Origin of the sequence: Nitratidesulfovibrio sp. D1 (genome assembly GCF_051133415.1) — a bacterium.
Classification (GTDB): domain Bacteria; phylum Desulfobacterota; class Desulfovibrionia; order Desulfovibrionales; family Desulfovibrionaceae; genus Cupidesulfovibrio.
The window spans coordinates 226,025-240,360 of record NZ_JBPGNZ010000003.1; the positions used below are offsets into that span (position 1 = coordinate 226,025).

Consider the following 14,336-nt stretch of genomic DNA (forward strand, 5'->3'; position numbering starts at 1 on the left):
GGGCGAATGCCGCCGTCCGGCACACGGGGGGAATCGTGAGGTCCAGCAAGACTGTCCTGGTTCTGGCAGGCCCGCTGCTTACGGCGGTCACGGCGCTGGCGCTGTTTTTCCTGTCCCGCCACGGGGTGCAGGTGCACAATCCGGTGCTGCTGTTCGTGGTGGCCATCGTGCTGGCGGCGTACCTTGGCGGCCACGCGTCGGGTCTTGCCAGCGTGGGCCTGTCCTTCGCGTACGTGCTGCTCACCTGGTCCACCGAATTCGCCACGTTCGTCTACCCGGAATCCAGCGTCAGCCGGATGCTGGTCTTTCTGCTGACCATGCCGGTGGTCTCGCTGCTGGTTTCGTACCTGCAAAGCCGCAACGAACGCATGCTGGAGAAGTTGCGCGCCAAGAGCCAGCAACTGGGCGAAAGCGAGGCGCGCCTGCGCCGGGCCGAACTGGTGGCGGGCATTGGCAACTGGGAGGTGGACCTGCGCACCGGCAGCCTGTGCACCTCCGAGGGCGCCCGGCGCATCTACGGCATACCGGATGGCTGCGACACCTTCGAGGCCGTGAAGGCCGTCCCCCTGCCGGAATACCGCCCCGAGCTGGACGCGGCCCTGCACGACCTGGTCGGCCGTAGCGGGAACTACGACATGGAGTTCAAGATCCGCCGCCCATCGGACGGGAGCATCGCCGACATCCAGTCGCGCGCCAAGTACGACGCCGAGCGCCACCGCATCTACGGCACCATCCAGGACATCACCGAGCGCAAGCGCGTGGAGCGCGAACTGATCGCGGCCAACCGCCAGGCCAACATCGCCAGCGAGACCAAAAGCCTGTTCCTGGCCAACATGAGCCACGAAATACGCACCCCGCTCAACGGCATACTTGGCGCGCTGCAACTGCTGAAGGCGGACCTGGCCGACCCGGAGCACGCCGGATACGTGAATCTGGCCATCCGCTCGTCGCAACGGCTGACGCACCTGCTGTCGGACCTGCTGGACCTGTCGCGCGTGGAGGCGGGCCGCATGCCCGTGGCCCACGACCCCTTCGACGTGGCGCGGCTGGGCGATGCCGTGCGCGAACTGTTCCAGTTCGAACTGCGCACGCGCGGCCTTGCGCTGGACGTGCACATGGACCCCGGCCTGCCGGAAACCGTGCTGGGCGACGAGGGCAAGACCCGCCAGATACTGTTCAACCTGGTGGGCAACGCGCTGAAGTTCACCGAGCGGGGCGGGGTGCGCCTGCACATGTCGCCGCTGCCCGGAAAGGCGGGCACGGCGGGTCGGGCGGGGGCCAACGGGAGCGGTACGGGCGGGAACGGTGCGGCCGGGGGCGGGATGGGCATCCTGTTCACGGTGGAGGACACCGGCAAGGGCATACCCGACGCCCTGCTGGACAGCATCTTCGACCCGTTCGCCCAGGGCGACAGTTCATACGTGCGGCGGCACCAGGGCGCGGGGCTGGGGCTTTCCATCGTGCGGCGGCTGGTGGTGCTGCTGGGCGGCACCCTCTGCGTGGACAGCGAGGAAGGGCGCGGCACCGCGTTCTACGTGACCCTGCCCTTCCGCAAGGGGGAGCGCTGCGAACTGCCGCCGGAGGCGGCGGACCGCCCGCCCCCTCCGCAGGACGGCGCGCCGGTGCGCGTGCTGCTGGCGGAAGACGACGCCACCACCCGCATGGTGGGCCAGCGGCTGCTGCAAAAGGCCGGGTACCGCGTGATCCTGGCCGTGGACGGCGACGACGCGCTGGCCCGGCTGGCCGCCGAAGAGGTGGACGTGGTGCTGATGGACATCCACATGCCCAATACCGACGGCATCACCGCCACCGGGACCATCCGCACCTCGCCCCGTTTTGCGGACAAGCGGGACATCCCCATCCTGGCCGTGACGGCCGCCGCCATGGCGGGCGACCGCGAACGCTTTCTGGCCGCCGGTCTGGACGGCTATGTGGCCAAGCCCTTCGACATGACCGACCTTGTGGAGGAGATAGAGTGCGCGAGAAGAAAAAGGCAGGTGTGTTGAGGACGGATGTTTTCGATTATTCCCCCATGAATACACCTTTTCCGGGTGTTTTCATCTGGGTAAGCCATGCTCTTATTGTTTCTCTGTTGGCCTCATGGATAGGATAGCCTCTTGCAATGCAATCATTACGTGCCCCTGGTGCTATTGCCGATGTAGTGACAATGAGTCCTGATTCAGCATTTTCATACATGACGTCTGCCCATAGAGATTTAACAATGGCTTTTTGGATTTTTGATTTGCTTCTCTTGCATTGTATAAGTATCGTTGCGGGGTCTGTTTTTAATTGTGATTTTTTATATACACGAATGTCAACGCCGCCATCATCGCTTCCAGGCCCCATGATAACATCAAAGCCATTTCTATCGAAAAATTCTGCGGTGAGGCCTTCAAATTTTCTCCAGTGCATAGAGTCTATAGATCCAAAATTATTACTTAGGAAATCAATGAATCTTTGATCAATGAAGTTTCCAAATTCTGCTTCTAGCGATGAGCTTTTAAATAAATCTGATAATTCAATCGAGGACCTGTATTCTTGTCTTCTGATACTATTCCATGGGCTAATGTGAATTTTGTGGTTCACACTTTCCAACAGTGTCATAGCACATTCTAGGCCAAATTTTCCATGACTCGCAGATGAAATTAGGAATGATGTAGGGTTTATTTTATTATCTTTTATGTTTTTTTTTGTGTTGAGACTTGTCGTCATGAAAGATATAAATTCCCTTTGTACGTTCTGAAATACGCGAAGCTTTTTAGGATTATTTTTAATTTTATGATAAAATGCGATATCTTGTGGAATTGTGCTGTTGCTAGGAATATTCCCGACACGAAATAATAAATCTGCGATAAGCTGCTCAAATTCTTCCGGGTATATTCTTATTGTTCCAGATCTGTTTAATAGTGATGCAGAATCATATTCGTGAATCAAATTTTTCATTTCACGAAGTGAAAGAGCTAATCCTGATTTGTATCCAACAATTTCACTCGTAGAAGAAGCGAGTTCAGATGCGGAAATTATAATGGCCATAGACGCTCCTACTCGTTGGTTTTGTTCAATGTTGTGGCTTTAATACTGTATTTTTCGATGACTATGTACGTTTTGCTCGGCGTTATATCTTTTTAATTTTTATATTTGGTGTGGAATTTTGGCAAGCAAGCGCCACTCCCATTCCCGGCACTGGCCATTCGCGCCGCAACGTGCTTAGGCTCTGTCCAGTCCCTCTGCGGTACCTCCACCTCTAGAAAAGGAGAACGCTCGTGGCGAACAGGACAGTCTTCGTCAACACCTTCACCAATGGCATCCTCGGCCCGGATGTTGCCATGCTCGGGCCGGTGGAAGACGGCGGCATCATCGTCGCCAACACGGCTCCGGGCTGCTGGGGCCCCATGCTCACCCCCGCCATCCGGGGCGGGCACGAGGTGACGCAGCCGGTCTTCGTCCAGGGCGCGGAGCCCGGCGATTCCATCGCCATCCGCATCCTGTCCATCCTGGTCACCTCGCGGGTCACGGCGTCCGGCAACGACAGCATGTTCGCGGAACGCTGCCTGGGCGACCCCTACGTGGCGGGCAAGTGTCCGCAGTGCGGCGCGCTGTACGAGAATACCTGCGTGGAAGGCTGCGGGCCGGACTGCATCCGCTGCGCGGAATGCGGCGCATCGGCCGCGCCCTTCGCCTTCACCAACGGCTACACCATCGCCTTCAACGAGCAGGGCACCCTTGGCGTCACCCTGAACAAGGCCGCCGCCGAACGGGTGGCCGCCAACGCCAGGGACTACATGTGCACGCCGGACAACTCCATCCAGAACCCGGTGGTGGCCCTTGCGCCCAGCGACATCCCCGGCGTGGTCAGCCGCATGATTCCCTTCGTGGGGCAGCTTGGCGTCATGCCCACCCGGCAGATTCCCGATTCGCACAACGCGCGCGACTTCGGCTCGTTCCTGGTGGGCGCGCCGCATGAATATGCCATTACCCCGGAACAACTGGCCGACGTCACCGATGGGCACATGGACATCAACCGCGTGCGCGCCGGGGCCGTGCTCATCGCGCCGGTGCGGGTGCCCGGCGGCGGGGTGTACGTGGGCGACATGCACGCCATGCAGGGCGATGGCGAAATCGCGGGGCACACCGCCGACGTGGCCGGGGTCATCACCATGCAGGTCTCGGTGCTGAAGGGCGTGACCTGCGGCGGCCCCATCATCCTGCCGGTGCACGACGACCTGCCCCTGCTGGCCCGCCCCCTGAGCGAGGACGAGAAGCGTCAGGCCCGGCAAGAGGCGGACGCGTGGGGCGTGCAACTGGAGGAATCGGCGCCCATCTCCTTCGTGGGCACCGGCCCCACCCTCAACGAGGCCACGGCCTGCGCCCTGGCCCGCGCGGCGGAATTCCTGGGCTGCCCGGTGCCGGAAGTGATGAACCGCGCCACCATCACCGGCAACATCCAGATCGGCCGCGCGCCCGGCACGGTCACCGCCACGTTCCTCGCGCCGGTGGCCGCCCTGCGCGAAAAGGGCGTGTACGAACTGATCCGCGCGCAGTACGGCCTGTAGGCGGCCATACGATTTCCCGCCGAAACGAAAAAGGCCGCCGGTCTTGCGACCGACGGCCTTTGCGTGTCCAAGCTGGTCGGGATGAGAGGATTTGAACCTCCGACCCCCTGAACCCCATTCAGGTGCGCTCCCAGGCTGCGCTACATCCCGACACGCGAGAAAAGGTGTGTAGCCCCGGTGGCCGGTGCTGTCAACATGAAAGTGGGCCGAAAGCGCGCGAAAAGGCGGGAAAGGGGGAGAAGGCGAGGGCGGGATGGCCTGCCGGGCACGATGCCCTTGCGGGCGCGGCCATGTCGGGTACAATGGCGGCAGGGCGGCGGCACGCGCCCCTATCGCGCTGTCGCGCCGCCGCCCGTGTCCGTCCGGCCCCGCGTCACTCCCGTCGCATCCATCCGCAGGAGGCACACCATGAGCCCATCGCCCCGCGTCCCCATCGAACTCGTTTCGCCGCAGGCCCTGCGCGACTACATGGCCTCCCGGCCGGAAGGCAGCTACGTGCTGGTGGACGTGCGCCAGCCCGAGGAATACCGGCAGGAGCACATCCCCGGCGCGCGGCTGGTGCCCGTGGGCGAACTGGCCACCCTGCTGTCCACGCTGGACCCGGCGCAGGACCACGTCTTCTACTGCCGCAGCGGCGGGCGGTCCGCGGCGGCGGCGGTGATGGCGGCGGAAAGCGGCGTGTTTGCCGCGCCGTCCCCAGGCACGGGAGGCGGGCGCATCCTGAGCCTGACGGGCGGCCTGAATGCGTGGACCGGGCAGGCCGTGGCCGACAGCCCGCGCGTCCAGGTGTTCGCCGGGGTGCGCAGCATGGTCGAACTGCTGCGCCGCGCGCTGGACATGGAAAAGGCCGCCCACCTGCTGTACACCCGCGTGCGCGACGCCGGGCCGAAGCCCGCCGTGTGCGCGCTGATGGACCGGCTGATCGGGGTGGAACTGGCCCATGCCAAGGTGGTCTACCACCACCTTGCGCAGCGCTGGGACGCGGACGCCCACGCCGACGCCACGCGCGGCCCGCTGCCGCCCTTCGACGAGCTGTTCGCTGCGCTGGAAGGCCGCGTGCTGGAAGGCGGCATGGCCGTGGCCGACCTTGACCCGTGGGTGCGCGACGCCGCCAGCGGCGACTGTCTGGACATCGCCGAACTGGCGCTGGAAGTGGAAATGAACGCCTACGACCTGTACCGCACCCTGGCCGACGAGGCCCGGCGCGGCAGCGGCCTGGGGGGCCTTGCGGAACGGGCCTTCCTGGACCTGGCCACGCAGGAAAAGACCCACGCCCGCATGATTATCGACCAGATCGCCACCTTTTCCGCAGACGGGGAGGCCCGGTGAGCCACGATGCCCGGCGTCCGGACCCGCCTCGCCAACCCGGCCCGTTCGATCAATCCGGCCCGCCCGTTCCCCTGCCTGCCCCCCGGCGGGCGGATGGGACCGTCACGGCCGTCCCTCCCATTCCCGTGGTCCTGCTGCGTTGCCGGGACTACGACCCCGGCCGCGTGCAACGCGCCGTGGCCGAGGCGCTGGACGCCTCCGGCTGGACGCCGCCGCGCGGCCGCGTGCTGGTGAAGCCCAACCTGCTGCGCGCCGCCCCGGCGCTCAGCTGCACGCATCCGCAGGTGGTGCGCGCCGCCTGCGCGTGGCTGCTGGACCACGGCTGCGCCCTCACCGTGGCCGATTCGCCGGGCTTCGGCACGGCGCGCGGCGTGGCGGAGGCCATCGGCCTCGCGGAATCCCTGCGCCCCCTCGGCCTGTCCGTCGTTCCGCTGGACGACGCGGTGCAGGTGCCCCTGTCGTTCGGCGGGTCCATCGGCGTTGCCCGCCGCGCGCTGGAGGCGGACGGCGTGCTCAGCGTGCCGCGCCTGAAGGCGCACAGCCAGATGCGCGTGACCCTGGCGGTGAAGAACCTCTTCGGCTGCGTGCCCGGCGTGCGCAAGGCGTTCGTGCACACCCGCCACGGCGACCGGGGCCACCGTTTCGAGGGCGCGCTGGTGGAGGTGGCGGCGGCGCTGCCGCCCACGGCCGCCCTGCTGGACGGGGTGGAGGCCATGCACGTCACCGGACCCGGCTCCGGCAAACCGTACCCCCTCGGGCTCGTCGGGGCCTCGGCGTCCGGCGTGGCCTTGGATTCCGTGATCTGCGGGCTGCTGGGCCTGACGCCCGCCCAGGTGCCCCTGTGGGCGGAACTGACGCGGCGCGGCGCGCCCGGCGCGCTGCCCGGCGAAGCGGACCTTGTGCGCGAGACGCCCGACGCCTTCGACGCGCGCGGGTTCGAGGTGCCGGGCGTGCTCAAGCCCATGAGCTTCCGCCCCGGCACGCTGCTGCGCAGCACCGTGCGCCGCCTGTGGGCGGCGTGGCGGTCGTGACCGGCGTGTGACGGGCGCACGCCCCGCCGTCCACAGGTGCTGTGCCCCCCGCCGTCCGCAGGTGCCGCGGGATGACGCGGCGTCCTTTACGCTGCTTCCTTCTTCATGCCCTCGATCAGGCGGCGCAGTTCGGCGGCCTGGTCGGCCAGGTTGCGCAGGTCGGTGTTGGTGGCGTTGACCAGCGTGCCGTTCTCGCGGGCGATGCGGTCGATCTCTTCCACGGAACGGGTGATCTCTTCGCTGGCGGCGGACTGTTCCTCGGCCGCCGTGGCGATGGCCTGCACCTGCCCGGCGGCGTCGTGGGCCATGGTCACGATCTGCTGCAACAGCTCGCCCGAACTGCCGGAAAGGCGCGCCGCGCCGTCGATGGCGGTGACCGCGTCGTCCATGCCCGTCACGTTGGTGCGGGCCAGGTCCTGGATGGCCTTGATGGAGTCGCCCACTTCCTTGGTGGCGCCCATGGTCTTTTCCGCCAGCTTGCGCACCTCGTCGGCCACCACGGCGAAGCCGCGTCCGGCATCCCCGGCGCGGGCCGCCTCGATGGCGGCGTTCAGCGCCAGCAGGTTGGTCTGGTCCGCGATGTCGTTGATCACGTTCATCACGTGGCCGATGGCCTCGGACTGCTGGCCCAGCCGGTGCATGTTGTCCTTGAGGTTTCCGGCCAGCCCCTTCAGGTCCTGCATGGCCTTCACGGTCTGGCCGACCATGCCCGAGCCCTCGTCGGCCTTGGCGCGCGAAGCCTCGGTCTGGTCGGCGGCGCGGCCCGCGTTGCGGGCCACTTCCAGCACCGTGGCGTTCATTTCCTCCATGGCCGTGGCGGTCTCGTTGATGCGGGCCATCTGGGTGTCGGTGCCCCGGCTGATCTCCTCTGACCGGCGCGAGATGTCCTCCGCCGCGTGGTCGATGGCGCGCACCACGCCCTCCAGCCGTTCGGCGGCGGAAAGGATGCCCTCCTTGGTGGCCACGGCGGCCTTGGCCATGGCCTCTTCCGCCTGCCGGGTGGAGGCGTGCGCGGCGTCGGCCTGGCGGCCCGCCTCGCGCTGCTTTTCGGTGATGTCGGCGATGTTGTTCTTGAGCGTGGCCACCATGGTGTTCAGCGCCGCCTGCAAGGCGGAAACCTCGTCGCGGCCCCTGGCTTCGATGCGCACCTCAAGGTTGCCTTCGGCCACGGCCTGCGCCGCCGCCGTGGCTTCGCGCAACGGACGCACGATCGACGCGATGAGCATGATACAGACGGGTATGACGACCAGGAGCAGGATCGCCGCCATGACCGAAAGCTGCCAGGTCAGGGCCTTGTCGGCGAGGCCCTCCAGCGTGTCGTTGATGGCTGCCCTGGCCTCGTCGATGTTGTCGATGTACACTCCGGTGCCGATCCAGAACCTGGTGCCCGGAATCATTTCGGAATAGGCCAGCTTGGGCTGGTCGCCCTTGCCCGGCTTGGGGAAGATGTATTCCACGAACCCCCCGCCCGCTGCCGCGCGCTGCGACAGCTCGCGCACGAAGTACACCCCGTTCTTGTCCTTGGTTTCGGCAAGGTCCTTGCCGTGCACGCTCTTGTTGGGGGGCAGGGCCACGTTGGTGGTGCCCTGATAGACGAAATAGTACCCGGACTGGTCCTTCTCGAAGCGGATGGTGTCGATGGCCTTGCGCACCGTCTCGATGCGCGCGGTTTCGCCTGCCTCGACGGGCACGTCGGCCAGCAACTGGCCCAGCGCCTGGGCGATGGTGTGGGTGGCCACCTGCAACTTGGCCTTTTCCTCTTCCAGCATCACCCGCTGGGTCTCGGTGACGCCGTGGTCCCGGACGGTGCCGATGGTGGTCACGAAAGCGGCGACGACACCCGCCACGAACAGCACCATGAACACGAGCAGCGCGATGACGCGCGCGCCGATGGAGAAATTCCTGAACATGCGACCCCCTTGAATGTCCGCGCAAGTTGCCCGCCGCCAGTGTGGCCGCAGCAGGGCCTGCCCCCGGAGACAGGTTTGGGACAATAGTATACCGACGTGGCGCTCTTGCAAAGAGAGTTAGTGATTTCACCCGGAAAAGACGCTGCCCGCGCCGACCCCGGGAAATGCAAGGGGCCGTTCCCGCCAGCAGCGGAAACGGCCCCCGATTGTCACTGAGCGTCGGGACGCATGCCTACTTCAGGTTTTCGGCCAGCAGTTCGGCGATGTGGCCGACCTTCATGCGGCTGCCGCGCTTTTCCGCGCCGCCGCGGATCTGCATGATGCAGCCGGGGCAGTCGGCCACCATGCGGGTGGCGCCGGTGGCTTCGGCGTTGTTCAGCTTCTTGTCCAGCAGTTCCTTGGACAGTTCCGGGAACTTCACGGAGAAGGTGCCGCCAAAGCCGCAGCACACCGCTTCTTCCTGGGCCTGGCAGTATTCCGAGCCGGAAGAGGCGATGAGCGCGCGGGGCTGTTCCACCACGCCGAGACCACGGCACAGGTGGCACGAGGCGTGGTAGGCCACCTTCTCGCCCTTGCCCTTGAAGTCGTCGGCGGTCATGCCCAGCACGTCATGGACGAAGGAGCTGAAGTCGATGACCTTGGAGGCGAACAGCTTCACCTTGCTGGTCATGTCCGGCTGCCCCGCGAGAATCTTGGGGTAGCCTTCCTTCAGGTGCGAGGCGCACGAGGCGCACAGGGTGAGGATGTAGTCGTACCTGGCCGCGTCGAACGCCATGACGTTCTGGCGCGCCACGTCGATGGTGGCCTGGCGTTCGGCCATCATCTGCACGGGCAGGCCGCAGCAGCTCTGGTCCATGGGGAACTCCATGTCCACCCCGCGCGAGGCCAGCACCTTCACGGCGGCCTTCATCTGCTCGGGGTAGACGAAGTCCTGCACGCAGCCCGAGAACAGGCCCACGCGCAGCTTGGCGTCGGCCACGCGGGGACGGATGGTTTCCCAGTCGTCGCGGAATGCCTTGTCCGCGATGGCGGGCAGGGCGCGGAACCCGTGTTCCTTCATGAATATCTGCGGCAGGTGGCGCAGGTACGGGGTGCCGCCGGTGACCGGCTTCTGGGCGTACTTGCCGAAGCGCAGCAGGGTGTGAAAGAGCTTGCGGTTCTTCATCACCTTGCCGAGCAGGGTGGCTTCCACGGGCGCGCCGTCTTCCTCGCTGATTCGGGCGCGGATTTCCTTGATCAGGCGGGGCAGGTCGATGCCGCCCGCGCAGATGCTCTTGCAGGCTTCGCAGTTGATGCAGTTCTGCACCAGGTTGCGGGCCTTGTCCTTGCCGTGGAAGAAGTAGGTGAGGATGAGGCCGATGGCCCCGATGTAGATGTGGCCCATCTTGTGGCCGCCCACCAGGCGGTACACCGGGCACACGTTGGCGCACGCGCCGCAGCGCACGCAGCGCATCACCTGCGAGAACAGCGGGTCCTGGGCCAGGGCGCGGCGGCCGTTGTCCAGGAACACGATGTGCATTTCCTTCTTCTCGTCGGCAGCGGCCTTGCACTCGTTGGCCCCGGTGATCCAGGTGACGTACGAGGTGATGATCTGGCCGGTGGCGTTGCGGGGCAGCACCCGCAGCGTCTTCAGCGCGTCGTTCAGGCTGGGGGTCAGCTTGTCCAGGCCGCACAGGGCCACGTGCACGCGGGGCAGGGTGGTGACCAGGCGGCCGTTGCCTTCGTTGGTGACCAGGCCGATGGTGCCCGATTCGGCGATGGCGAAGTTGGCGCCCGAGATGCCCATGTCGGCGGTGGCGAAGTGCTGGCGCAGTTCACGCCGGGCCACCTTGACCAGGCGCTGGATGTCCACTTCCTGCTTCTGCTTGGTCACCTCGGAGAAGAGGTCGGCCACCTGGTAGCGGGAAAGGTGGATGGCGGGCATGACCATGTGGGTCGGCCCTTCATGGCGCAGCTGGATGATCCACTCGCCAAGGTCGGTCTCGATGACTTCGAGGCCGTCTTCCTCCAGGCGGTGGTTGAGCAGCGTTTCTTCCGCCGTCATGGACTTGGACTTGACGATCTTCTTGCAGTTCGCGTTCTTGGCGATGCGGGCGATGATCTCGTTGGCCTCGTCGGCGTCCTTGGCCATGTGCACCTTGACGCCGCGCTTCTCGGCCTCTGCCTTGAACTGGGCGAACAGCCCGTCCATGTTGCGGGCGGCGGCGTCCTTGGCGTCGGCCACTTCGGCGATCAGGGCCTTTTCGTCCAGCCCGCGGAAGGCGTTGGCGCGGCCCACGGGGTAGGCCGTGGCGAACTTGTCCATGGCCTCGCGCAAGAACTCGTTGTCCAGGGATTCGCGCAGTTCCTTGCGGTATTCTTTCAGGGTCTTGGCGGTCTGCATCGACTTAGTCCTCCAGCATCAGGATGTGCAGTTCCAGCGGCCCGTGCACGCCGATGGCCAGCACGCGCTCGATGTCGGCGGTGCGGCTGGCCCCGGTGATGAACGCGGTGTAGCGCGGCGTACCGGTGTTGATCAGCGCGTTGACCTCCCGCTCGGCGTCGAAGGCCGTGGCCCTGATGCGCGATTTGGGCAGGATGGCCATGTGGATTTCGCTGATCATGGAGGACAGGCGCAGTTCCTCGCTGGTGGAGTCGATGACGCAGGTGCCGGTTTCGGCGATGCCCATGTCGGCATGGGCCACGCCGATGTCGATGCCCGCGAGATGGCCGCGCAGGCCGTCGCGGATGCACTTCACGCCGCGCTTGGCGCACAGGGCCGAGAACGTGGCGTATTCCTTGTCGGAAAGGTTGGGCGCGGCCACGACCTTTTCCTGCTTGGTTTCGCACAGGGCTTCGGCCTTGTCCGAAAGTTTCTCCTCGCAACCGGAAACCAGCAGCTGGCAGGCTTCCTTCTTGTCACAGACGTCGAGGACGTAGGCGAAGGCCTCTTTCAGGTCCTTCAGTTCCACCACGGTGGCGGCGACCGCCTCGGCCTTCTCACGCATGAGCCGGGCAAGGTCATTGGTAGCACTCATCAGTACTCTCCCTTTTACTGAATGCCGAGTTGCGCCGTCAGCCGCGCGAGGTCCAGGGCATGCGCCACGAGGTCGGCCCCGCGGCGTATCTTGACCAGTTCGCGCAGCTTCTGGCTGTTCAGGATCTCTTCCATCTTCCGGGCCACGGCGTAGGTGTCCTCGCGGACCACGATCACCGGGACCCCCAGCGCCTCTGACCTGGCGCGTATGATCTCATCGGGGGGGATGTTTCCGGTCAGGACCAGGCAAGGGCACTGCCCCTCCAGCGCGACGAGTTGCAGGTCCGTCCGGTCTCCTCCCACGATGGTTGCGCAGTTGGCGTGCCGCCGGAAGTGGGCCATGAAGTTCTCCACCTGCATGGTGCCGATGAGGAACCCGTCCACGATGCGGCCGGCCCGCGCCGTGCCCGAGACCATGCGCCCGCCCAGGCGGTGCGCCAGCTCCGACACCTTGATGGCGTTGAGGAGCGGGTCGCTGGGCACGATGCCGAGCACGGGCACGCCCCGTTCCGCAAGGAACGGGACCAGCACCTCCTCGGCGTCGCGCAGGTAGCTTTCGGGCACGTCGTTGCACAGAACGCCCGCAAGGGCGTCTCCCAGCAGTTCCTTTGCGTACAGGACGGCGTCGTAGTCGATGCCGTGGGCATACCGTTCCACCAGCAGCACCTTGAGGTCGAGCCGCCGGACGACCGAGGGGCCGTCCACGCCGCGCGCCTTGCCGGTGGTCAGGAACGCGCCGGCGCCGCCCACCAGCATGGTGTCGTGCCCGCGCGACAGCGCCCCGTAGGCCGAGGCCACGCGCTCCAGCGCGTTGCCCCCCGACAGGGCGGCGGCCCGGATGTTGCCGGGCATGATCACGGGGGTGAGCACCTCGGGCGGGGCGGAAAGGCCCAGCACTTCCTGCACCAGAAGCGCGTCCTCGTCGCCGGTCTGTTCGTCCACGGTCCGGGGCAACGTTCCCAGGGGCTTCATGAAGCCCACGTTGCGTCCGGCCTGCCGCAGCGCCAAACCAAGCGCCATGCAGACAAGGTTCTTGCCTGCCCGGGGCGCCGTCGATCCGATGTAGATGCCCACCATGTCCGTGTGTCCGGTGTGTACGTAAGGCCGTGGGGTGTTCCGGGCAGCGGCCGCGAACGGCGTGCGTCCCGGAGAGTCCCCTCCGCGCCGTCCGTGCGGACGGCGCGGAGGGGCGCTGTGTCTGCCGTCCGGGCCTAGCCCTTGCCGTTCAGCACGGCAACGGTGGTCTGGGCGATTTCCAGTTCCTCGTTGGTGGGCACCACCAGCACGGGCACGCGCTGGCCGGGCTTGCCGATGTGGCGCGCCTCGCCCGAGCGCTTGGCGTTGACCGCCTCGTCGATGTCGATGCCCAGGATGTCCATGTCCTTGCACACCGCGGCGCGCAGCAGGTCGTCGTTCTCGCCGATGCCGGCGGTGAACACCACGGCGTCCAGGCGGCCCACCACGGCGGCGAAGGCGCCGATGTACTTGCGGATGCGGTAGACGAACATCTCGAAGGCCAGTTCCGCCATCTCGTCGCCCTTTTCACGGGCGGCGTGGATGTCGCGCATGTCGTTCATGCCGCAGATGCCCTTCAGGCCGCTCTGCTTGTTCATCACGGTGTCGATCTCGGCGCCGGACCAGCCCTTCTTTTCCATCAGGAAGGGGACCAGGGCGGGGTCGATGTCGCCGCAGCGGGTGCCCATCATCAGACCTTCCAGCGGGGTGATGCCCATGGTGGTGTCCACGCACTTGCCGTTCTTCACGGCGGCCATGGAGCACCCGTTGCCGAGGTGGCAGGTGATGATGTTCAGCTCGTCCAGCGGCTTGTTCAGGAACTGCGCCGTCTTCTTGGTGATGTAGCGGTGCGAGGTGCCGTGGAAGCCGTAGCGGCGGATGCGCAGCGTCTTGTACAGGTCGTAGGGCAGCGGGTAGAGATACGCCTTCTTGGGCATGGTCTGGTGGAACTCGGTGTCGAACACGCCCACGGACGGCGCATGGGGGAAGAGTTCCTCGGCCACTTCGATGCCCGAGAGGTTGGCCGGGTTGTGCAGCGGGCCCAGCGGAATGTAGTCGCGGATGATGCCCTTGGCCCATTCGTCGATCCTGACGGACTGCTTGATCTCCTCGCCGCCGAGCAGCACGCGGTGACCCACGGCGTAGATTTCTTCCTTGTCGGCGATGACGCCCTTCTCGGCATCGGTGATCAGGTCCACGACCTTGGTCATGCCTACGACATGATCGGGGAACACCTGCTCGATGACGATCTTGTCCTCGGCGTCCGTGTCGGGCTTGATCTTGTGGGTCAGTTTGCCCATGCCTTCGCCGATGCGCTCGACAAGACCGGAGCACAGGGGCTTCTCGGTGGTCATGTCGATGAGCTGGTACTTGATGGACGAGCTGCCGGAGTTGATGACGAGTACATTCATGCGGGTCGTTTCCTTTCGGGGTGTGGCCCCTCCAGACCGCGTGCGTGGCCCGGAGGGGCGGGGGCCGGGGG

The 14,336-nt window shown here is 65.7% G+C and carries 10 protein-coding genes and 1 tRNA gene; 4 read left to right on the top strand and 7 right to left on the bottom strand.

Annotated elements, in window-relative coordinates; genetic code table 11:
* Nucleotides 1-35 precede the first annotated feature (35 nt).
* Nucleotides 36-2,006, top strand: a complete 1,971-nt coding sequence (locus ACR4XJ_RS06705) for a response regulator (RefSeq protein WP_434754492.1) — start codon at nt 36-38, stop codon at nt 2,004-2,006.
* A 16-nt stretch (nt 2,007-2,022) separates the two neighbouring features.
* On the opposite strand, the gene ACR4XJ_RS06710 is transcribed toward ACR4XJ_RS06705, so the two are convergent.
* Complete coding sequence (locus tag ACR4XJ_RS06710) at nt 2,023-3,033, bottom strand: restriction endonuclease (RefSeq protein WP_434754493.1); 1,011 nt, start codon at nt 3,031-3,033, stop codon at nt 2,023-2,025.
* Nucleotides 3,034-3,263: 230 nt separating this feature from the next.
* On the opposite strand from ACR4XJ_RS06710, the gene ACR4XJ_RS06715 reads away from it, so the two are divergent.
* Nucleotides 3,264-4,553, top strand: a complete 1,290-nt coding sequence (locus ACR4XJ_RS06715) for an acetamidase/formamidase family protein (protein ID WP_434754494.1) — start codon at nt 3,264-3,266, stop codon at nt 4,551-4,553.
* Between the two features lie 73 nt (nt 4,554-4,626).
* On the opposite strand, the gene ACR4XJ_RS06720 is transcribed toward ACR4XJ_RS06715, so the two are convergent.
* Nucleotides 4,627-4,703 (bottom strand) — tRNA-Pro (locus tag ACR4XJ_RS06720).
* A 258-nt stretch (nt 4,704-4,961) separates the two neighbouring features.
* Here ACR4XJ_RS06720 and ACR4XJ_RS06725 point away from each other — a divergent pair.
* Together ACR4XJ_RS06725 and ACR4XJ_RS06730 are read left to right on the top strand one after the other, a co-directional pair.
* The gene (locus ACR4XJ_RS06725) at nt 4,962-5,882 is read left to right on the top strand and encodes a rhodanese-like domain-containing protein (protein ID WP_434754495.1); all 921 of its coding nucleotides are present in this window, start codon (nt 4,962-4,964) and stop codon (nt 5,880-5,882) included.
* 125 nt (nt 5,883-6,007) lie between these two features.
* A complete protein-coding gene (locus tag ACR4XJ_RS06730; RefSeq protein ID WP_434754496.1) occupies nt 6,008-6,913 on the top strand; it encodes a DUF362 domain-containing protein in 906 nt (301 codons plus the stop codon).
* Nucleotides 6,914-6,999: 86 nt separating this feature from the next.
* On the opposite strand, the gene ACR4XJ_RS06735 is transcribed toward ACR4XJ_RS06730, so the two are convergent.
* The 5 genes from ACR4XJ_RS06735 to ACR4XJ_RS06755 form a co-directional block, all read right to left on the bottom strand.
* Entirely contained in the window at nt 7,000-8,823 is a 1,824-nt protein-coding gene (locus ACR4XJ_RS06735; protein ID WP_434754497.1) for a methyl-accepting chemotaxis protein, read from the bottom strand.
* 232 nt (nt 8,824-9,055) lie between these two features.
* Nucleotides 9,056-11,206, bottom strand: a complete 2,151-nt coding sequence (gene ldhH / locus ACR4XJ_RS06740) for an L-lactate dehydrogenase (quinone) large subunit LdhH (RefSeq protein ID WP_434754498.1) — start codon at nt 11,204-11,206, stop codon at nt 9,056-9,058.
* 4 nt (nt 11,207-11,210) lie between these two features.
* Nucleotides 11,211-11,840: a LutC/YkgG family protein gene (locus ACR4XJ_RS06745; protein ID WP_434754499.1), complete on the bottom strand. Its 630-nt coding sequence runs from the start codon at nt 11,838-11,840 to the stop codon at nt 11,211-11,213.
* Nucleotides 11,841-11,854: 14 nt separating this feature from the next.
* Nucleotides 11,855-12,916 carry a phosphotransacetylase family protein gene (locus ACR4XJ_RS06750; protein ID WP_434754500.1) on the bottom strand — a complete coding sequence of 354 codons (1,062 nt, stop codon included), beginning with the start codon at nt 12,914-12,916 and terminating at the stop codon, nt 11,855-11,857.
* Nucleotides 12,917-13,050: 134 nt separating this feature from the next.
* On the bottom strand, nt 13,051-14,265 hold the full coding sequence (locus ACR4XJ_RS06755; RefSeq protein ID WP_434754501.1) for an acetate kinase: 1,215 nt from the start codon (nt 14,263-14,265) through the stop codon (nt 13,051-13,053).
* Between the last annotated feature and the right edge of the window lie 71 nt (nt 14,266-14,336).